The sequence below is a fragment of the Mycolicibacterium hodleri genome (assembly GCF_025822245.1).
GTDB lineage: Bacteria > Actinomycetota > Actinomycetes > Mycobacteriales > Mycobacteriaceae > Mycobacterium > Mycobacterium hodleri.
Genome location: NZ_JACKTL010000012.1, coordinates 1 through 19,065, shown reverse-complemented (window position 1 = coordinate 19,065; position 19,065 = coordinate 1). Strand labels below are relative to the sequence as shown.

General features: G+C 69.3%; 20 protein-coding genes. 13 read left to right on the top strand and 7 right to left on the bottom strand.

Annotation, left to right across the window (positions count from 1 at the left end):
* On the top strand, positions 1-1,140 hold the full coding sequence (locus H7J06_RS03005; RefSeq protein WP_264036864.1) for a glycosyltransferase family 4 protein: 1,140 nt from the start codon (positions 1-3) through the stop codon (positions 1,138-1,140).
* Here H7J06_RS03005 and H7J06_RS03000 read toward each other — a convergent pair.
* Complete coding sequence (locus H7J06_RS03000) at positions 1,137-2,948, bottom strand: AMP-dependent synthetase/ligase (RefSeq protein WP_264036862.1); 1,812 nt, start codon at positions 2,946-2,948, stop codon at positions 1,137-1,139. The genes H7J06_RS03005 and H7J06_RS03000 overlap by 4 nt on opposite strands.
* Positions 2,949-3,067: 119 nt before the next feature.
* Here H7J06_RS03000 and H7J06_RS02995 point away from each other — a divergent pair, with 119 nt between their 5' ends.
* The 5 genes from H7J06_RS02995 to H7J06_RS02975 all read left to right on the top strand — a co-directional run bounded on the left by H7J06_RS02995 (position 3,068) and on the right by H7J06_RS02975 (position 6,426).
* Positions 3,068-3,469, top strand: a complete 402-nt coding sequence (locus tag H7J06_RS02995; protein WP_264036859.1) for a polyketide cyclase / dehydrase and lipid transport — start codon at positions 3,068-3,070, stop codon at positions 3,467-3,469.
* A gap of 84 nt (positions 3,470-3,553) precedes the next feature.
* Positions 3,554-3,991 carry an SRPBCC family protein gene (locus H7J06_RS02990; protein WP_264036857.1) on the top strand — a complete coding sequence of 146 codons (438 nt, stop codon included), beginning with the start codon at positions 3,554-3,556 and terminating at the stop codon, positions 3,989-3,991.
* Positions 3,984-5,270 (top strand): ArsA family ATPase, encoded by a 1,287-nt coding sequence (locus tag H7J06_RS02985; protein WP_264036883.1) that lies wholly within the window; start codon positions 3,984-3,986, stop codon positions 5,268-5,270. Before H7J06_RS02990 ends, H7J06_RS02985 begins: the two co-directional genes overlap by 8 nt.
* The gene (locus H7J06_RS02980; protein WP_264036855.1) at positions 5,267-5,629 is read left to right on the top strand and encodes a hypothetical protein; all 363 of its coding nucleotides are present in this window, start codon (positions 5,267-5,269) and stop codon (positions 5,627-5,629) included. The genes H7J06_RS02985 and H7J06_RS02980 overlap by 4 nt, the downstream gene beginning before the upstream one ends.
* A gap of 59 nt (positions 5,630-5,688) precedes the next feature.
* Positions 5,689-6,426 (top strand): lysophospholipid acyltransferase family protein, encoded by a 738-nt coding sequence (locus H7J06_RS02975; RefSeq protein WP_264036854.1) that lies wholly within the window; start codon positions 5,689-5,691, stop codon positions 6,424-6,426.
* On the opposite strand, the gene H7J06_RS02970 is transcribed toward H7J06_RS02975, so the two are convergent.
* Positions 6,423-7,718: a glycosyltransferase 87 family protein gene (locus H7J06_RS02970; RefSeq protein ID WP_264036852.1), complete on the bottom strand. Its 1,296-nt coding sequence runs from the start codon at positions 7,716-7,718 to the stop codon at positions 6,423-6,425. The two genes, H7J06_RS02975 and H7J06_RS02970, sit on opposite strands and share 4 nt — an antisense overlap.
* Positions 7,719-7,868: 150 nt before the next feature.
* Here H7J06_RS02970 and H7J06_RS02965 point away from each other — a divergent pair, with 150 nt between their 5' ends.
* From H7J06_RS02965 to H7J06_RS02955, 3 genes are all read left to right on the top strand, one after another.
* Positions 7,869-8,681 (top strand): hypothetical protein, encoded by an 813-nt coding sequence (locus H7J06_RS02965; protein ID WP_264036881.1) that lies wholly within the window; start codon positions 7,869-7,871, stop codon positions 8,679-8,681.
* Entirely contained in the window at positions 8,681-9,205 is a 525-nt protein-coding gene (locus tag H7J06_RS02960; protein ID WP_264036850.1) for a polyadenylate-specific 3'-exoribonuclease AS, read from the top strand. The genes H7J06_RS02965 and H7J06_RS02960 overlap by 1 nt, the downstream gene beginning before the upstream one ends.
* A gap of 62 nt (positions 9,206-9,267) precedes the next feature.
* On the top strand, positions 9,268-10,665 hold the full coding sequence (locus H7J06_RS02955; protein ID WP_264036848.1) for a class II 3-deoxy-7-phosphoheptulonate synthase: 1,398 nt from the start codon (positions 9,268-9,270) through the stop codon (positions 10,663-10,665).
* Here H7J06_RS02955 and H7J06_RS02950 read toward each other — a convergent pair.
* A complete protein-coding gene (locus H7J06_RS02950; protein WP_264036846.1) occupies positions 10,662-11,954 on the bottom strand; it encodes a protein kinase domain-containing protein in 1,293 nt (430 codons plus the stop codon). The genes H7J06_RS02955 and H7J06_RS02950 overlap by 4 nt on opposite strands.
* A 23-nt stretch (positions 11,955-11,977) precedes the next feature.
* Here H7J06_RS02950 and H7J06_RS02945 point away from each other — a divergent pair, with 23 nt between their 5' ends.
* Entirely contained in the window at positions 11,978-12,382 is a 405-nt protein-coding gene (locus tag H7J06_RS02945) for an Rv2175c family DNA-binding protein (RefSeq protein WP_264036844.1), read from the top strand.
* Between the two features lie 45 nt (positions 12,383-12,427).
* Here the strand turns inward: H7J06_RS02945 and H7J06_RS02940 are convergent, their stop codons facing one another.
* From H7J06_RS02940 to H7J06_RS02925, 4 genes are all read right to left on the bottom strand, one after another.
* Complete coding sequence (locus tag H7J06_RS02940) at positions 12,428-13,942, bottom strand: alpha-(1->6)-mannopyranosyltransferase A (protein WP_264036842.1); 1,515 nt, start codon at positions 13,940-13,942, stop codon at positions 12,428-12,430.
* Positions 13,943-13,947: 5 nt separating this feature from the next.
* Positions 13,948-15,009, bottom strand: coding sequence for a bifunctional (2E,6E)-farnesyl/geranyl diphosphate synthase (gene idsA2, locus H7J06_RS02935; protein ID WP_264036840.1), 1,062 nt, complete (start codon positions 15,007-15,009; stop codon positions 13,948-13,950).
* A gap of 79 nt (positions 15,010-15,088) precedes the next feature.
* Positions 15,089-15,715 (bottom strand): LppM family (lipo)protein, encoded by a 627-nt coding sequence (locus H7J06_RS02930; protein WP_264036880.1) that lies wholly within the window; start codon positions 15,713-15,715, stop codon positions 15,089-15,091.
* 85 nt (positions 15,716-15,800) lie between these two features.
* Positions 15,801-16,394, bottom strand: coding sequence for a GNAT family N-acetyltransferase (locus tag H7J06_RS02925; RefSeq protein ID WP_264036838.1), 594 nt, complete (start codon positions 16,392-16,394; stop codon positions 15,801-15,803).
* 267 nt (positions 16,395-16,661) lie between these two features.
* Between H7J06_RS02925 and H7J06_RS02920 the strand changes: the two genes are divergently transcribed.
* From H7J06_RS02920 to rsmH, 3 genes are all read left to right on the top strand, one after another.
* Positions 16,662-17,063, top strand: a complete 402-nt coding sequence (locus H7J06_RS02920; RefSeq protein WP_264036836.1) for an SCO2097 family morphological protein — start codon at positions 16,662-16,664, stop codon at positions 17,061-17,063.
* A gap of 332 nt (positions 17,064-17,395) precedes the next feature.
* On the top strand, positions 17,396-17,827 hold the full coding sequence (gene mraZ, locus H7J06_RS02915) for a division/cell wall cluster transcriptional repressor MraZ (protein WP_264036834.1): 432 nt from the start codon (positions 17,396-17,398) through the stop codon (positions 17,825-17,827).
* A 157-nt stretch (positions 17,828-17,984) separates the two neighbouring features.
* Positions 17,985-18,962, top strand: coding sequence for a 16S rRNA (cytosine(1402)-N(4))-methyltransferase RsmH (rsmH, locus tag H7J06_RS02910; protein WP_372515221.1), 978 nt, complete (start codon positions 17,985-17,987; stop codon positions 18,960-18,962).
* Positions 18,963-19,065: the final 103 nt, after the last annotated feature.

Below are 19,065 nucleotides of genomic sequence, written 5' to 3'. Positions count from 1 at the left end.
GTGGCCAACGTCCTGCTGGTGACCAACGACTTCCCGCCGCGGCGGGGAGGCATTCAGTCCTATCTGGAGAACCTGGTCACCGAACTGGTTCTCACCGGCGAGCACACCGTCACGGTCTACGCGCCGACGTGGAAGGGCGCCGAAGACTACGACCGGGCCGCCGAGCCGGACTTCCGGGTCGTCCGGCACCCCACCACGTTGATGATTCCTGAGCCCTCGGTGGCGCGCCGGATGCGACGGCTCATCGGCGACCACGGCGTCGACGTGGTGTGGTTCGGCGCCGCCGCACCCCTGGCGCTGCTGTCACCGCTGGCGCGCCACGCCGGCGCGACGCGGGTGGTCGCCAGCACCCACGGACACGAAGTGGGCTGGTCGATGCTCCCGATCGCGCGAACGGCGTTGCGGCGCATCGGAAACGACGCCGACGTCGTCACCTTCATCAGCCAGTACACGCGCAGCAGGTTCGCCGCCGCCTTCGGACCGGGCGCCGCGCTGGAGCGGTTGTCACCCGGGGTCGACGTCGACCGGTTCCAGCCCGACCCGGAGGCCAGGGCCCAGATGCGAGCCCGCTACGGGCTGGGCGACCGGCCGGTCGTGGCGTGCGTGTCGCGGCTGGTGCCGCGCAAGGGCCAGGACATGCTGATCCGTGCGCTGCCCGCGCTCCGCGAACGCGTGCCGGGGACGCGGCTGGTGATCGTCGGCGGCGGCCCCTACCTGGCCGACCTCCGACGGTTGGCAGCCTCCTTCGGCGTCGCCGAGGACGTGGTGTTCACCGAGGGGGTGCCCGCCGAGGAGTTGCCGGCCCACCACGCCATGGCCGACGTCTTCGCGATGCCCTGCCGGACCCGGGGCCGCGGCCTCGACGTCGAGGGCCTCGGCATCGTCTACCTGGAGGCCTCGGCGACGGGCGTGCCGGTGGTCGCAGGCAATTCCGGGGGAGCCCCGGAGTCGGTGCTCGACGGCACGACCGGGCTGGTGGTCGACGGGTGGGACGTCGGCGCGATCGCCAGCGCCGTGGGGGACCTGCTGTCCGATCCCGACCGGGCCGCCGCGATGGGCAGGGCCGGCAGGGACTGGGTCGTAGACGAATGGCAGTGGCGCTCGAAGGCGCACCGCCTCTCGCAGCTGCTCGCCGGTTAGTGCCCCGGCTTGGCGTAGAGGGCGTCGATGTCGGCGGCGAACTTCTCGGCGACCACCTTGCGCTTGACCTTCAACGTCGGCGTGAGCTCACCGGTGTCCTCGGTGAAGTCCACCGGCAGGATGCGGATCTTGCGAATCGACTCGGCGTGTGACACCGCCTGGTTGGCGTCCTTGACGGCCAGGTCGACCTCGGCGAGCAGGTCGGGATCCTCGGCGAGGTCGCCGACGGTGGCCGACGGGTCCTTGCCGTTGCGCTGCTTCCAGCCGGGGAACGCCTCGGGGTCGACGGTGATCAACGCCGCGATGAACGGCTGGGCGTCGCCGACGACCATGGCCTGACTGATCAGCGGATGGGCCCGCAGCCGGTCCTCCAGCAGTGCCGGGGCGACGTTCTTGCCGCCCGCGGTCACGATGATCTCCTTCTTGCGACCGACGATGGTCAGGAACCCGTCGTCGTCGATCGCCCCGAGATCACCGGTGTGGAACCACCCGTCGGTGAACACGGCGTCGGTCTCGGACGGGTTGTTCCAGTATCCGCCGAACACGACCCCACCACGGACGAGGAGCTCGTCGTCGTCGGCGAGGCGCATCGCGTTGCCCGGCACCAACTTTCCGACCGAACCAACCTTGACGTCGTCCACGCGGTTGACGGTGATCGCCGCGCTGGTCTCGGTGAGCCCGTAGCCCTCGTAGATGGTGACGCCGACGCCGCGGTAGAAGTGGCCGAGCCGGGCGCCCAGCGGCGCGCCGCCGGAGATCGCGGCGCGGCAGTTGCCGCCGAGAGCGGCCCGCAGCTTGCCGTAGACCAGCCGGTCGAACAGGGCGTGCTTGAGGTTCAGCAGCAGCCCCGGTCGCCCGCCGCCGGCCTTGGCCTGGCTCCACTCGATCGCGGTCGTGGCGGCGGCTGCGAAGATCTTGTCCTTGCCGCCGTCGCGGGCGTTCTGCTCGGCGGTGTTGTAGACCTTCTCGAACACGCGGGGCACCGACACCACCAGGGTCGGCTTGAAGACCCCGAGGATGGGCACCAGGTTCTTGACGTCGCTGGTGAAACCGAGCGTGACCCTGTTGGCGAACGCCGCGATCGTGATGGCGCGGGCCAGCACGTGAGCCAGCGGCAGGAACACCAGCAGCTTCTCGCCCTTGTCCAGCAGGGCGGGGAAACATGCCTTCGCGCCCCGCATTTCGTGCAGCAGGTTCGAATGCGTCAGCTGGCAGCCCTTCGGCCGGCCGGTGGTGCCGGAGGTGTAGACCAGCGTCGCGACGTCGGCCGACTTCACCGCCGCCAGCCGTGCGGTGACGGCCTCCGGATCGGTGCCGCCGCCGATCCTGGCGAGCTCGTCGAGGGCGGCCGGACGCGAGCCGGCGATGGCGTACACGTGACGCAGTGCGGGCAGTTCGTCCTTGAGCTGCTCGATCGTGCGGAAGTGTTCGTCGCTCTCGGCGAACGCCGCGACCGCACCCGAGTCGGACAGCACAAACCGCACCTGCTCTGCGGAGCTGGTCTCGTAGATGGGCACCGTGACCGCACCGATCGACAGAATCGCGAAGTCGACTATCGCCCACTCGTAACGCGTCGCCGACAGGATCGCCACCCGGTCACCGGGCTGCACGCCCTCCGCGATCAGCCCGAGCGCCGTCGCCCGGACCTGGTCGGCGACCTGCGCGCACGTCACGTCGGTCCACGATCCGTCGACGAGGCGCTGGATGACGACGTGGTCGGGGTCGTCGGCCGCGTGGGAGAAGACGGAGGCGGCCACGGTGTCGTGCTCGCCGACGGTGAACGATGCCGGGACGCTGTAGTCGCGCACGATCTGGCCCTTTCGAACGGGGTCGCCCTCGCGGGACGGATACTTGGACGGATACCAGTGATGGCAGCCTAGTCGGCCGCGGCAGGACGGCGGCAGCTCGTGTGTGAAGGTGAGTGGCGATGAACAGCATCCAGGTGGCCGACGAAACGTTCGTCTGCGCCGACCCGGCCGACGTCGGGGCGGCGATCGCCGACCCGGTGAGTTGGCGGCGGTGGTGGCCGGACCTCCGGCTGACGGTGGTCGAGGACCGAGGTCCGGCGGGACACCGGTGGACCGTCACCGGAGCCCTGACCGGAACCATGGAGATCTGGCTGGAGAAGTCCTTCGACGGGGTGATCCTGCATTACTTCGTCCACGCCGAGCCGTCCGGCGTGGCGGCCTGGGAGTTGGCCAAGATGAATCTCGCGAAGGTCAACCATCAGCGGCGGGTGGCGGGCAAGAGAATGGCGTTCGAGGTCAAGCAGAAGCTCGAGGAGTCTCGCGGCGTCGGAGTGTCCCGGCTCGCAGGAGCGGTTGATTGAGTACTCCCCATCGGGGTACGGGTACATTTCGGGGCGAACGGACGTGAGTCCAGTAGCGCTCTAGCGACCCGGGGAAGTGAACACGTGGCGGACAAGACTGCGCAGACGATCTACATCGACGCCGAGCCCGCGACGGTGATGGACGTCATCGCCGACATCGGCTCGTACCCGGACTGGGTCGCCGAGTACAAGGAGACCGAGGTTCTCGAGAGCGACGACGAGGGCTACCCCAAGAAGGCGCGGCTGGTGCTCGACGCCGCCGTGCTCAAGGACACCATGGTCTTGGCCTACACCTGGCCCGCCGACCGGGCCTCGGTGCGGTGGTCGCTGGTGTCGAGCTCCCTGCTCAGGGCTCTCGACGGCGCATACCTGTTGGCCCCCAAGGGTTCCGGCACCGACGTCACCTATGAACTGTCGGTGGACCTGGTCATCCCGATGATCGGGTTACTCAAGCGCAAGGCCGAACGCCGGCTGACCGACACCGCGTTGAAGGATCTCAAGAAACGAGTCGAGGCTGACTGAGAGCAGCGATCCCGGCCGGCCTTCCGCGGCCGGCAGTGCCAGGATCAGCCTCTTCGTCGGCAAGGGTGGAGTGGGCAAGTCCACCTTGGCGACTGCCGCCGCGGTACGCGACGCGCGCAGCGGCCTTCGGGTGCTCGTGGTCTCGACCGATCAGGCCCATTCCACGGGCGACGTCCTCGGCATCCGGGTGACGCCGACGGGGGAGCGTGAGCCGACGCGGGTCTTCGCCGATCTCGATTCGGGGCCCGACGCCGGTGGCGGCCTCCTCGACGTCCTGGCCCTGGACACCCTGGCCCTGCTCGAACGTCGCTGGCGGCAGGTGGCCGGGGTGCTGGCCGCCCGGTTCCCCGAGTCCGACCTGGGAGACGTTGCGCCAGAAGAACTCTCGGCGCTGCCGGGGATTCAGGAGGTGCTCGGCCTCGACGAGGTCGCCGCGCTGGCGGACTCGGGCCTCTGGGACCACGTGGTCGTCGACTGCGCGTCCACCGCCGACGCGATGCGGATGCTGACCCTGCCCGCGACGTTCGGGCTCTACCTCGAGCGGGCGTGGCCGCGACATCGTCGGCTGTCGCTGGGCGAGGAAGCCACGTCGGCAGCCGTCGTCGACCTGGTCGAACGAATCGCCACCGCGACCGAACGCCTCGGCGAGCTGCTCACCGACGCCACCCTGGTGAGCGCGCACCTGGTCCTGACTCCCGAACGCGTCGTCGCCGCGGAGGCGGCCCGCACGCTCGGCGCGCTGGCCCTGATGGGCGTGTCGGTGCACGAACTGATCGTGAATCAGGTTCTGGTGCAGGACGAGTCGTTCGAGTATCGAAACCTGCCCGAGCATCCGGCCTTCGACTGGTACACCGAGCGGATCGCCGAGCAGCGCCTCGTCCTCGACGAACTGGACGCCACCATCGGCGACGTCACCCTGGTACTCGTGCCGCATCTCGCGGGGGAGCCGATCGGGCCCAAGGCGTTGGCCGAACTGCTCGACGCCGCCAGGACCCGCGGCGGCTCGGCGCCGCCGGCACCCGTGCGCCCGGTGGTGGACCGCGAATCCGGATCCGGTCTCGAAGCCGTCTACCGAATGCGGTTACAGTTGGCGCAGGTCGACCCGAGCTCGCTCACGCTGGGCCGGGTCGACGACGACCTGATCATCGGCGCCGGTGGCATGCGTCGCCGGGTGAGGTTGGCGTCCGTCTTGCGGAGATGCACCGTGATGGATGCGCAACTGCGCGGCGGTGAACTGACGGTGCGCTTTCGACCGAATCCGGAGGTGTGGCCGTCATGAGCGACTTCCACGCCGACCTCGCCCCGGAGCTGCGGCAGCTGGCGCAGACGATCCTCAACCGGCTGGACCCCGCCGTCAGGATGGCCGCCGCGCGGGCCACGTCGGGCAGCCAGGGCCAGTGTCAGCAGGTGTGGTGCCCGGTCTGCGCCCTTGCCGCGCTGGTGTCCGGCGAACAGCACCCCCTGCTCAACGTCATCGCCGACCACAGCGTCGCGTTGCTGTCGGTGGTCCGCGCGATGACCGACGCCATGACCGACCCCGACCCCCCTGCGCCGCGGCCCGACCCGAAACCGGACGGCGACCCGCCACGGTCGACGCCCGGCCACTACCAACACATCCCCGTCACCGTCGAGGACTGACCGGCAACTGGGTACAGTTGTCGCAGGGCACCGTCCGGGCGCCCGCCGCGGGAGGCTCGATGTGGTATTGGCTCTTCAAATACGTGTTCATGGGCCCGCTGCTGACGTTGCTCGGGCGACCGAAAGTCACAGGGCTGGAACACGTTCCGGACCGCGGCGCGGTCATTCTCGCCAGTAACCACCTCGCCGTCGCCGACAGTTTCTACAAGTGCCTGGTGGTGCGGCGCCGCATCACCTACCTGGCCAAGGCGGAGTACTTCACCGGCACCGGACTCAAGGGCTGGTTCACCCGCTGGTTCTACACGGCCGCCGGGCAGGTCCCGATCGACCGGACCGACGCCGACGCCGCGCTCGCGGCGCTGACGACCGCGCAGCGCATCCTCGGCCAGGGCAAGGTCCTCGGCATGTACCCGGAGGGCACCCGCTCGCCCGACGGGCGCCTCTACAAGGGCAAGACCGGCATCGCCCGGCTGGCACTGGAGACCGGCGTTCCCGTCATCCCGGTGGCGATGGTCGGCACCGACGACGTCAACCCGCCCGGATCCAAGATGTGGCACTTCGGCCGGGTCGAGGTCCGCTTCGGCAAGCCCCTGGACTTCTCCCGGTTCGAGGGACTGGCCGGCAACCGCTTCATCGAGCGCGCCGTCATCGACGAGGTGATGTACGAGCTGATGCAGATGTCGGGCCAGGAGTACGTCGACCTGTACGCCGCCGACGTGAAGGTGGCACTCGACGGGGGAGCGACCGGATCCGACGGTACGCCGCCGGCCCGGATGCCCACGTCCGCTGCGGGCTAGGTCGCGGCGTGCGCCGGTGCGACGTCGGCGTCGGCCCCCGAGCCCTGGTGCTCGCGCAGCGTGACCGCGCCTGCCACGGCGATCAGCGCCAGCGCCCACCACACGTAGGAACCGCCTAGCAGCTGTCGCCACAACGCGGCAGAGGTCTCCTCGTGTTCGACCATCAGGTGGATCGGCACGAAGTACGTCAGCAACACCCCGACCGCACTGATCACGCCCATGGCGACGTTGCGGTAGCGCAGGGCCAGCACGGCGGTGGTGAGGATGGCGGGCAGCGCCCACACCCAGTGGTGCGACCACGACACCGGCGAGACCACCAAGCCGAACATCGCCACGCACATCAACCCGAGCACCGCCTGATCGCCCGCGCGCAACGCGCCCGGCTCGTCGGTGCGCAGCACGCGGCGCACCGCCCACCAGGTCAGGCCCAGCACGGCGAAGCAGGCGACCAACCAGATGACGAAGCGCGGCGTCTCGGCGATGCCGAGGCGGGCGAGCGTGCCCGCGATGTTCTGGTTGGTCAGGTAGGTGGCGGTGCCGATGCGGTCGGTGTCGCGGATCGTCTGCGTCCAGTACTCCCAGGAGTCCCTGGCGGCCAGCATGAACCCGACGGCCGTGGCCAGCACGGCCGACGCCACGCTCGTCAGCAGCGCCCTGGTGTCGCGCCGCAACAGCAGGTACAGCAGGAAGACCGCCGGCGTCAGCTTGAGTGCGATGGCCACGCCCAGCAGCAGCCCACGCGGCCACGGCGTCTTCCGCGGCACGCAGTCGGCGATGACCAGCGTCATCAGCACCACGTTGATCTGACCGAACTCGAAGTTCGACCGGATGGGCTCCAGGTAGACCGCGGCCGGGGCGACGACGGCAGCGGCCAACCAGCACCGCCGCTGCCACGCCGGGCCCGCTCCCGACCACGGGGCCGTCTCCCACACGCCGAGACGAGTCAGCACGATCACGGTGGTGACCAGCAGCAGTACGAAGGTGACGGCGGTGATGGTGGCGCTCGCCGCGTTGAGGGACAACATGGCGAAGGGGGCGAAGACGGCGGCCGCCAGCGGCGGGTAGGTGAACGGCAGGTCCAGGCCTGCGCCGGTGTGAAAGAGCACGCCGTCGCGGTAGAGGGAGGTGCCGTCGAGCCACGCCCGCCCGCCCATGCGGTAGACGTCGATGTCGATGCGATACGGGGTCACCGCCAGCAGTCGCCACCCCGCCCAGATCACCGCTGCGACGGTCAGCAGCTGGAACAGCCGCCATGCCACGCCTGCCCACAGTGTGCGCTGCCGAATTCTCATGTCGCGGACCAGAGTATCGGGGGCAGTCGGCGCGTCGGGGACCATCCGGTCCGCGACGCGCGCTGGTCGGCGTAAGTTTTGCGCGTGTTCGACGATTGGAAGTTCGACTTCGGGCTGAACTTGGGGATCCCCCCGGGTCGGCAACCACTGATGTGGTGCCTGATCGCCTTCCTGCTGACGTTCCTGGTGACGCGCACGATCGTCCGCTACATCCGCCACAACGAGAACAACAACGCCGACGGCACCCCACCCAAGTGGTGGCAGCCGCGCAACATGGGGCACGGCTCGACCCACATCCACCACGTCGTCATCGGTGTGATCCTGGTCATGGTGTCCGGGGTGACCATGGTGACGCTCGCCGTCGACGGCGGGGTGCCCGAGTTCACCGTCGCCGCCATCCTCTTCGGCATGGGCGCGGCCCTGGTGCTCGACGAGTTCGCGCTGATCCTTCACCTGCAGGACGTGTACTGGTCCGAGGACGGCCGGACCTCGGTCGACGCGGTGTTCGCCGCGGTCGCGGTGGCGGGGCTGCTCATCCTCGGCTTCAACCCGCTGTCCTTCTTCGACATCGACATCTGGCGGGAGGACCAGACGCTGCTGGCTCGGGCCACCGTCGTCGGGATAGCCCTGATCACCCTCGCGCTGGCGGTGGTGGTGTTGCTCAAGGGCAAGGTGTGGACCGGCCTGGTGGGCATGTTCATCACGCCGCTGCTGATCGTCGGCGCGATCCGGGTGTCGCGTCCGCACGCCCCGTGGGCGCGGTGGCGCTACGGCAGGAGGCCGCGCCGCATGCACCGCTCGCTGGAACGGGAACGCCGGCTGCGCCGCCCCGTCGTGTCGGCCAAACTGTGGCTGCAGCACGTCGTCGCGGGCGAACCGCACTTTCCCGACGACGTCGAGGTCGACGCCCAGCTCGACCGGGAGATCCACCCGGCCCCATCTCCGACGACGGACGCTGCCTGATGCGCTATTTCTACGACACCGAGTTCATCGACGACGGTCGCACCATCGAGCTGATCTCGATCGGGGTGGCCGCCGAGGATGGCCGCGAATATTACGCGATCTCAACCGAATTCGACCCGGATCGCGCCGGGGCCTGGGTGCGCAAGCACGTGCTGCCGAAGCTGCCGTCGCCGTCGTCGAAGGCGTGGAAGTCCCGGCGCCAGATCCGGTCGGACCTCGAGGACTTCTTCGACGTCGACGGCGACGAGACCATCGAACTCTGGGCCTGGGTGGCCGCCTACGACCACGTGGTGCTGTGCCAGCTCTGGGGGCCGATGACCGATCTGCCGCCCGCGATCCCGCGGTTCACCAGGGAGCTGCGGCAGTTCTGGGAGGACCGTGGCTCACCGCGGATGCCGCCGCGGCCCAGGGACACCCACGACGCGCTGGTGGACGCCAGGCACAACCTGACCAGGTTCCGCCTCGTGACGGGGCTCTCCGCGCATGGCGACGACGATGACGGGGCGTGGGCCGCACGCGCCTGAACTGCGGCTATGGGTGGGACCGGGATGCACGGGGAGCGTCCGCGCGCAGTTACCATGGACGGGTGAACTGGACCGTCGACGTGCCCATCGACCAGCTGCCGGAGCTCCCGCCGCTGTCGAGTGACCTTCGCGAGCGGCTGGACGCCGCCCTCGCCAAACCGGCTGCCCAGCAGCCGAGCTGGCCCGCGGACCAGGCCAAGGCGATGCGCACGGTGCTGGAGAGCGTGCCGCCGGTGACCGTGCCGTCGGAGATCGAGCGGCTCAAGGGCCACCTGGCCGACGTCGCGCGCGGGGAGGCGTTCCTCCTTCAGGGCGGCGACTGCGCCGAGACGTTCGTCGACAACACCGAACCGCACATCCGGGCCAACATCCGCACTCTGCTGCAGATGGCCGTCGTGCTGACCTACGGCGCCAGCATGCCTGTGGTCAAGGTCGCGCGCATCGCGGGCCAGTACGCCAAGCCGCGGTCGTCCGACGTCGACGCACTCGGGCTGAAGTCCTACCGCGGTGACATGGTCAACGGGTTCGCCCCCGACGCCTCGGTACGCGACCACGACGCCTCCCGGCTGGTGCGCGCCTACGCCAACGCCAGCGCCGCGATGAACCTGGTGCGGGCCATGACGTCGTCGGGACTGGCCTCGCTGGAATCGGTGCACGACTGGAATCGCGAGTTCGTCCGCACGTCGCCGGCGGGTGCGCGGTACGAGGCGCTGGCCGCCGAGATCGACCGGGCGCTGCGGTTCATGAGCGCGTGCGGCGTGAACGACATCAACCTGCAGACCGCCGAGATCTACGCCAGCCACGAGGCGCTGGTGCTCGACTACGAGCGGGCGATGTTGCGGCTGTCCAACGAGTTTCCCGCCGAGGCGCCCGAGCCGCGGCTCTACGACCTGTCGGCGCACTACGTCTGGATCGGCGACCGCACCCGCCAGCTCGACGGCGCGCACATCGGATTCGTGGAGACCATCTCCAATCCCATCGGGGTCAAGATCGGGCCGACGACGCCGCCCGAGCTGGCCGTCGAGTACGTCGAACGACTCGACCCGCACAACCAGCCGGGCCGGCTGACGCTGGTCAGCCGGATGGGCAACGGCAAGGTCCGCGACCTGCTGCCGCCGATCATCGAGAAGGTGCAGGCCACCGGGCGTCAGGTGATCTGGCAGTGCGACCCGATGCACGGCAACACGCACGAGTCGTCGACCGGATACAAGACGCGGCACTTCGACCGCATCGTCGACGAGGTGCAGGGCTTCTTCGAGGTGCACCACGCGCTGGGCACCCATCCCGGTGGCATCCACGTCGAGATCACCGGTGAGAACGTCACCGAGTGCCTCGGCGGTGCGCAGGACATCTCCGACTCCGACCTGGCCGGTCGTTACGAGACGGCCTGCGACCCGCGGCTGAACACCCAGCAGTCCCTGGAGCTGGCGTTCCTGGTCGCCGAGATGCTGCGGGGTTAGAACAGACCCTGCAGGTTGCTGCCGAGCGTCCACGCCCCGGCGGCGATCAGCGCGGTGAGGGTCAGGATGCCGACCGACCAGAACAGCGCCACGCGTCGGCCGCGTTGCCTGGCCCACTCCAGCTCGTCGATGTCGATGCCCGCGAATTGCCCTGAGCGATAGGGGGTTCCGGGGCGCTCCAGGGGCGAGCGAGGCGACGGGGCAGAGTCCCAGTCGCCGGGACCGCGCGTCATCTCCCGGGTGTGCTGGCGCGGCGCCGGCGGGGGAGTCCCGTCGCGGGTGGTCGTGATCGGTGCCTGCGGCCGCGGCGGCGCGGTGGCCGCGGTGGTGTGGTCGTCCTGCTCGGCCCGCTCGTCCAGGCGACTCTGGAACTCGGCCGACGCGACGTGCTGGGCGGAGTTCGCCGGCGCCGGAACCCGGAACGGCGGCAACCCCAGCTCGGTCACGATCGCGTCCAGGTCGGCGGCCATCGCGCTCGCGTCGGGATACCGGTCGCCCGGACTGCGCCGGGTCGCCCGTCGCACGAGTTCGTCGAACTGCGGCGGCACGCCCGCGATCGCGGCACTGGGCGGCGGGACGTCGTTGTCCATCCGCTGATAGGCGACGGCGAGGACGCTGTCGCCGGTGAACGGGGTGGCGCCGGTGAGCAATTCATAGGCGAGGACGCCCACGCCGTAAACGTCGCTCTCCGGCGTGGCGTCCCCGGTGCCGACCTGCTCGGGCGACAGATACGCGGCGGTGCCCAGGATCACACTCGTCGAGGTGATCTTGGCCTCGGCGACGGCGCGCACCAACCCGAAGTCGGCGATCTTCACCTCGCCGTCGTCGGAGATGAGCACGTTCTCGGGCTTGATGTCGCGATGGACCAGGCCGGCCCGGTGCGCCGCGGCCAGTCCGCCGAGGATGGGCGTCAACACCGCGGCGACGGCGTGCGGCGGCATGGGCCCGCGTTCGCGGAGCAGCTCGCGCAGCGTCCCGCCCTCGATCAGCTCCATGACCAGGTACGGGAGGCCGGCACCGTGATCGCCGAGGCCCTGGTCGTAGACGGCGACGAGCCCGGGATCCTTGAGTCGGGCCACGGCACGGGCCTCGCGCTGGAACCGCGTCAGGAACTGGGAGTCGCCCGCGTACCGGGAATCCATCACCTTGAGGGCCACCGGGCGATCCAGCCGAAGATCCAGGCCGCGGTACACCGCGGACATCCCGCCGGTGGCGATCAGGGCGTCCACGCGGTAGCGGCCGTCCACGACGAGGCCGACGAGCGGGTCCGATCGTTGGCTGGTATCCACGCACGCATCTTAGACTCGGACCGGTGAGCAACATTCCGGCTGCCGACGACGTTCTGGACCCCGACGAAGCCGTCTACGACCTGCCCGCCGTGGCGTCCATCCTCGGCATCCCGGTGACCAAGGTGCACCAGCATCTGCGCCAGAAGCACCTGATCAGCGTGCGCCGCAACGGTGTTCTGGTGGTGCCGAAGATCTTCTTCGACGCTCACGGACACGTCGTGAAGAGCCTGTCGGGCCTGCTGGTGGTGCTGCACGACGGCGGGTTCAGCGAAAACGAGATCGTGCGGTGGTTGTTCACCCCGGACGCGTCGCTGACCATCAGCCGCGACGGCACCGGAGACGTCGTGGAGAACGCGCGGCCCGTCGACGCGCTGCATTCCCATCAGGCGCGCGAGGTGGTGCGCCGCGCCCAGGCGATGGCCTACTGACCTAGACGCGATTTCGGCGTGATCGGTCGCGCTGGGGGTGACCGATCACGCCGAAATCGCGTCTGACGGGGTTCTGTGCTTGGCCAGGTAGTACCAGGCCACCACCGCGCAAGCGGTGGCCAACGTGACGTGCAGCCACGAGTACATGCCGTGCGAACCGTCCGGCTTGAAGATCACCATGATCCACGTGGAGAAGCCGGCGATCGCCGCGATCGCCGTCCTGCTCTGCGCCAGCGCCGACACGATGGCCAACGGCCACGTGTAGTACCAGGGGAGCGCCGCGGGAACGAACAGCACCACCACGAGCATCGCCAGCGCGATGCCGGTCAGCGCCTCGCGGTCGTCGTGCCGAAAACGCCACCACAGCAACGGAAGTGAGATGGCGATGATGGCCACGCCCACGATGCGCGCGACCTCGAGGACGGCGTAGAAGTTCACCGGGAAGAAGAGGCCGCCGACCGCGTTGACCAGGTTGGCCGTCGCCGTCGGCACCGTGAGCCAGTTGATGATCTTCACCGACCCGGCGAGCGCGGTCAGCCACCCCAGCCCGACGCCGGCCAGCCACGACACCACGGCGAACACCACCACGAAGATGAGCGCCGAGGCGCCCGTTGCGATTCCGAACGCGCGCGCCGGCCCGAGCCCGCGTTTGTCCCTGAGCCGATGCATCCACATCCACACCATGAACGGCAGCGCGATGCCCGCCGTCGCCTTGACCGCGACGGCAATCGCGATGAGGCCGACGCCCCACACCGGTCTGTCCTGCAACGTCAGCGCGATGGCCGCCATCATGAGACCGACCATCAGCATCTCGTTGTGGACCCCACCCATCAGGTGGATGATCACCAGCGGGTTGAGCACGCAGATCCACAGGGCGGCAGGCCCGTTGGCCCCGACGTGGCGGGCGATTCGCGGGGCGGCCCAGATCAGCATCACCAGGCCGGGCAGCATGCAGAGCCGCAGCAGCATGGTGCCCTCGATGACGTGGTCACCCACCACCAGCGTGACGAACTTGGCCACCAGGATGAACACGGGACCGTACGGGGCGGTCGTCGTCGTCCAGATCGGGCTCACGTCGTCGAGCAGCGAATTGGGGTTCTCGATCGGCCCGACGACGTACGGGTCGAAGCCGTCGCGCAGCAACGCCCCCTGTGCCAGATACGAATAGGTGTCGCGGCTGAACACCGGTGCGCTCAGCAGCAGCGGCGTCAACCAGAATCCGGTCGTCGCCAGCATCGTGTACGTGGTGGCGGTCCGGTCGACGACGCGGCGGCCCAGCCAGAGCCAGGCGATCAGCATCGCCGCGACGCCACCCCACAGCAGCACCGACGAGAACACCAGCCCGTGCCCGAAGCGCAACCAGGACAGCTGAATCGACTCCAGCACGGGGTCGTGGAGTTGGGTGCTGCCCGCCCCGAGCCCGCCGAGGGTGATCAGCACCGCGCCCAGGCAGCCGAGCCGAGCCGGTCGACCCTCGGGGGAGGCGGCGAACGCGGTCAGGCGCGAGACGTGGCCACCGAAGCCGGATCTCGGTGGGTGCGCGGCGGTGGGAGTCGTCATGCGCCTCAGGCGGTCCGGTTCGACGCCAATCTGGCGAGCTCGGCCAGACCGACCTTGGCGGCGGCGTCGACGGGCGCCGCGTCCAGGAGTGCCAGAGCCTGCCCGGTGAGGAGCTCGATGCGGGACTCGACCGCGGCGAGCGCACCGACGGACTCGATGACCTGGCACAGCTCTCGAACGTGCGCCTCCGACAGGTCGGTGCCGATCGAGGTGCGCAACATCTTGGCCGCCAACGGATCCGAGCCGTCGGCCCGTGTCACGGCCTCGGCGAGCAGCACGGTGCGCTTGCCCGACCGCAGGTCGTCACCCGACGGCTTGCCGGTGACTGCGGGGTCGCCGAACACACCGAGCACGTCGTCGCGCAGCTGGAAGGCCACGCCGAGGTCGTTGCCGACCTGGTGGAACATGGCCTGTACGTCGGGCCGGTCGGCTGCCGCGGCCGCGCCGAGCTGCAACGGCCGGGTCACCGTGTACGAGGCGGTCTTGTAGGTGTTGACGTTCATCGCCGATTCCACCGTCTCGGCGCCGCTGGCCTCGGCCACGATGTCCAGGAACTGGCCGCCGAGGACCTCGGTGCGGATGTCGGCCCACACCCGTTGGACGCGGTGGCGGGCGTCGTCCGGCAGGTCGGCGGAGTTGACGATGTCGTCGGCCCAGACCAGCGACAGGTCACCGAGCAGGATGGCGGTGGACAGGCCGAACTGCTCGGACGAGCCGTGCCAGCTGCGCTCGGTGTGGAGGTCGGCGAAGCGGCGGTGCACGGTGGGGAGTCCGCGGCGGGTGGCCGAGGCGTCGATGACGTCGTCGTGCACCAGCGCGCACGCGTGCAGCAACTCCAGCGCGGAGAACAGCAGCAGCACGTCGGCGTCGGCCGCGCGGTCCTCGGGCGCCACGGCGCGCCAACCCCAGTAGGCGAAGAGGGGACGCAGGCGCTTGCCACCACGAAGGACGAACTCCTCGAGGGCGGCGGTCATCTCCGCGTAGTCGGCACCGATGTAGGCGGCCTCGGCGCGGCGGGTCTGCAGGTAGTCCCGCAGTCGGTCGTTGACCGCCCCCACCAATTCCATGGCCGACGGTGCCGCGGCAGCGTTGACGCTCAGCGCCTGCCCCTTTCACTGGAGAGAACCCTCAGACTAGTGGGATTCATCAGCGCGGGTCGTGCGGGTTGGCCAGGACGGGGCTGCGGTCACGGCTCGCCCACGCGACGCCACCCACGACGCCGGCGACCAGGAAGGCGGCGATGCCCAGCCAGATCGCCGCGCCGGTGAACGACCGCGCGCTGGGGTCGGTGTAGCGGGCCTGGGCGTTCATGGTGCTGACCACGCCCGGCTTGAGCGTCCACTGCACGACGTCCGAGGACACCTGTTCGCCGTTGGTGGAGGTGACGTCGCCGGGGAAGGCGACGTTGAGCGACACGTCGGCGTCGGGGTCGTTGAGCGAGGTGAGGTCGGCCCGTCCCTCGAGGATGACCAGGTCACCGGCCCGGCGCAGGGAGATGTCGACCCCTGCGGCGTCGGCGTTCATGTTGGCCAGTTGCGGCAGCTCGGCGAACGTCAGGTCGGAGAACACCGCCTGGGTTCCGACGTAGTCATCGCGCTCGTAGGGGGAGACCGACACCTTGTTGGCGAAGGGCAGGCTGTTGAGCAGCTGCGGGCCCTTGTCGTCGCCGTCCTTGGGCTTGGCGGCGGCGATGATCTGGCCGGACACCCGGTCGTCGGGCGAGACGGTGATCGACGCCCGCACCCGCACGCAGCCCGCGATCATCGGCGTCATCAGCACCAGCAAAAGCAAGGCGATCAGGCGTTTGCGGCGGGTTGGCACCCCGACATGGTGCCAGACCGGCGCCGGACCCGACGTACTACAGGGGCAGATTCCTGCCGAGGATGGCGAACGGCCGCGGGTCGCCGGCGAAGTGGTAGCCCCGGATGACGTCGGTGAAGCCGAGGCGTCGGTACAACCGCCACGCCCGGTTGGCCTCCTCGTCGATCTCGGGGGTGGAGAGCAGCACCTGCGGTTCGGAGCGTGCCGCCAGCAGCCGTCGGACCAGCGCCTCGCCGAGCCCGCGGCCCTGCGCCCGCGGATGGATGTGCACCTCCGTGAGCTCGAAGTAATCGTTCATCAGCTCCGCGATGCGGGTCTTGTCCGCGCCGCCGCGTTCGAGGCCCTGCACGACCTGCTGTTGCCACCACTGGTCGGGGGCGCCGCAGTAGCCGTAGGCCACCCCGAGCATCGGGGCCGAACTGAGCGCTGGCGGGTCCGCGGCGTCGGCGGAGGGGACCTCGACGGCCGCGACGGCCGTCCAGCCCCGTCTGCGGATGTGCTCGAGCCACATGGAGGCACGCTGATCTTCGGTGCCGCGGGGGTAGCGCATGGCGTCGACGTAGATGCCGAGTGCGTCCCCGAGGCGCCGTTGCATGTCGCCGGGTGACAGGTCGATGAGGAACGTGGCCAACCTCTTGATGTCCTTCGCGCTATTGCCGAGTTGACGTCATTATCCGGTCAGTGACGCGGCATCTCGCCACCGGCGGGGCAGGAACTACAATCGTGGCCTGACGTCGGTTCGGGGGTTGCCGCGAAGTGACTCGGAGAAGTAGGTGGTACGCGCCGGATTCTGCTCGTATCATGAAGGCCAGGTGCCCCGCGGTTTGCGGGCGTACGTATTTTGAACGCACGACCGTAAATTCGCGGTCGCAGCAGGGACGCAACATGGGAGGCGCGGATGCCACTCTCCGATCATGAGCAGCGCATGCTCGACCAGATCGAGAGCGCTCTTTATGCCGAGGACCCCAAGTTCGCGTCGAGTGTGCGCGGCGGGAACCTGCGGGCACCGTCTGCGCGTCGGCGTCTGCAGGGCGCCGTGGTGTTCATCGTGGGTCTGGCGCTCCTGATCTGTGGGGTCGCGTTCCGAGCCACTCAGATCAGCGGGTTCCCCGTGCTGAGCGTCGTCGGGTTCATTCTCATGTTCGGTGGCGTGGTCTACGCGATCACCGGTCCGCGCCTGGCGGGTGGCCGGGAAGGTGCCGCGCCGGAACCCAATTCGGCACAGCAGAAGCGCGCCAAGGGTGGCAATTCGTTCTCCAGTCGCATGGAGGAGAGGTTCCGCCGCCGCTTCGAGGAGTGACGTTCGCGTCACCGTAGGGCAGCTCCGTATGGAGCTGCCCTTTTTCTTTGCCGTTCGACACGCCGCAGCGGGCGCCCGTCGGTGGGGGGTCGGCCCTTTTCCCCCACCGCGCCCCACCACGGGGCCAATGGGTCCCTAGCAGGCGTTTCGTCCGTTCGGTCGGCCGTCGTCGGCCGTCGTCCACCCCATGTCGAGCCAGTTCGTGGTGCTTGGTGGGGGAGTGTGTCCAAGTTTTGCCCCTGAATGGAGCAAAGTGGGGGATCGTGGGGTAATGTGGCTGACAACGGAGCGGCTAGGGCTCCGCGAGTTGGGCAGCAAGCGGAGGTGACGGGATGTTTCTCGGCACCTACACGCCCAAGCTCGACGACAAGGGGCGGCTCACGCTGCCCGCCAAGTTCCGCGAAGCGCTGGCAGGGGGGTTGATGGTCACCAAGAGCCAAGATCACAGCCTCGCCGTCTATCCCAGGGCGGAATTCGAGAAGGTCGCCGAACGAGCGACGCAGGCATCGCGTAGCAACCCGGACGCTCGCGCATTCCTTCGGTACCTCGCCGCGGCGACCGACGAACAGCACCCCGACGCTCAGGGCCGGATCACCCTGTCGGCCGACCACCGTCAGTACGCCTCACTCTCCAAGGAGTGCGTGGTGATCGGATCCATCGAGTACCTGGAGATCTGGGACGCCCAAGCGTGGCAGGAATATCAGCAGACCCACGAAGAGAACTTCTCCGCGGCCAGCGATGACATCCTGCGCGACATCATCTAGAACGACCGTTGACCACGGCCCAGCCCTTGCAAGGTGGCCTCTGCCCGAACCGGCCCTGACGTACTTCCCCAACGCCAGGTCCGCAATCTCGGACAGGGACCTCCCTGCAAGGGCGGCCACCCTCAACTCCGCCACATCTCGCAAGGGCGCTGCCGTCATGCCTGAACGCCACCCGCACGACCCGGTCCTGCTGGACCGCTGCGTCGAACTCCTCGTCCCCGCCCTGACCAGGCGCAGTGCCGACGGAGCCGGCGCCGTCCTGGTCGACGCGACGCTCGGAGCCGGTGGCCACGCCGAACGCTTCCTCACGCAGCTGTCCGGGCTTCGCCTCGTCGGCCTGGACCGGGACCGCACGGCGCTGGCGATCGCCGGCGAGCGACTGGCCCCCTTCGGTGACCGGGTCGAATACGTCCAGACCCGCTACGACGGTTTCTGGTCCGACGACACCGTCGTCGACGGCGTCCTGTTCGACCTCGGCGTCTCGTCGATGCAACTCGATCGCACCGAACGTGGCTTCTCGTACTCCCACGACGCGCCGCTGGACATGCGGATGGACCAGGACGCCCCGCTGACCGCCGCCGAGATTCTCAACACCTACGACAAGAGGGCCCTGACCCGGATCCTGCAGGAGTACGGCGAGGAGCGCTTCGCCAGTCGCATCGCAGGCGAGGTCGTCCGGCGTCGCACCCGGAAGCCGTTCGAGACGACCGCCGAATTGGTCGAGGTGCTCTACGACGTCATCCCCATCCCCGCCCGCCGCACCGGAGGACACCCCGGAAAGCGCACGTTCCAGGCGTTGCGCACGGCGGTCAACGGGGAACTGGACTCGCTGCGGTCCGCCATCCCGTCGGCCCTGTCCGCCCTTCGGCAGGGCGGCCGGATCGTCGTGATGGCCTACCAGTCCCTCGAGGACCGGATCGTCAAGGGCGAGTTCGCCGCGGCGACCGCGTCGCGCACCCCGGCCGGACTGCCGATGGAACTCCCGGGCCACGAGCCCTACTTCGTACCGCTGACGCGGGGCGCCGAAAAGGCGGGGGACGACGAGATCGCCGTCAACCCGCGCAGCGCATCGGTGCGGCTGCGTGCCCTCGAGAAGCGGACCTCGGAAAAGATCGTCGGAAGGGAAGGTTCGTGATGGCCAAGCGACGAGAAGCGATGCGTGGCTCCGACGAACGCAAGCGCGTCAAGCGCGCGCCCCGCCCGCGCGAGGCGGCCGCCCAGCGGCGCCAGGTCGACGC

Excerpts from the sequence above, each read along its gene's own strand:
- H7J06_RS02995 (WP_264036859.1), top strand. The coding sequence starts at position 3,068 with ATGAACAGCATCCAGGTGGCCGACGAAACGTTCGTCTGCGCCGACCCG.
- H7J06_RS02980 (WP_264036855.1), top strand. The coding sequence starts at position 5,267 with ATGAGCGACTTCCACGCCGACCTCGCCCCGGAGCTGCGGCAGCTGGCG.
- H7J06_RS02975 (WP_264036854.1), top strand. The coding sequence starts at position 5,689 with ATGTGGTATTGGCTCTTCAAATACGTGTTCATGGGCCCGCTGCTGACG.
- H7J06_RS02970 (WP_264036852.1), bottom strand. The coding sequence starts at position 7,718 with ATGAGAATTCGGCAGCGCACACTGTGGGCAGGCGTGGCATGGCGGCTG.
- H7J06_RS02965 (WP_264036881.1), top strand. The coding sequence starts at position 7,869 with ATGTGGTGCCTGATCGCCTTCCTGCTGACGTTCCTGGTGACGCGCACG.
- H7J06_RS02960 (WP_264036850.1), top strand. The coding sequence starts at position 8,681 with ATGCGCTATTTCTACGACACCGAGTTCATCGACGACGGTCGCACCATC.
- H7J06_RS02940 (WP_264036842.1), bottom strand. The coding sequence starts at position 13,942 with ATGACGACTCCCACCGCCGCGCACCCACCGAGATCCGGCTTCGGTGGC.
- idsA2 (WP_264036840.1), bottom strand. The coding sequence starts at position 15,009 with ATGGAATTGGTGGGGGCGGTCAACGACCGACTGCGGGACTACCTGCAG.
- H7J06_RS02930 (WP_264036880.1), bottom strand. The coding sequence starts at position 15,715 with ATGACGCCGATGATCGCGGGCTGCGTGCGGGTGCGGGCGTCGATCACC.
- H7J06_RS02920 (WP_264036836.1), top strand. The coding sequence starts at position 16,662 with ATGCCACTCTCCGATCATGAGCAGCGCATGCTCGACCAGATCGAGAGC.
- mraZ (WP_264036834.1), top strand. The coding sequence starts at position 17,396 with ATGTTTCTCGGCACCTACACGCCCAAGCTCGACGACAAGGGGCGGCTC.
- rsmH (WP_372515221.1), top strand. The coding sequence starts at position 17,985 with ATGCCTGAACGCCACCCGCACGACCCGGTCCTGCTGGACCGCTGCGTC.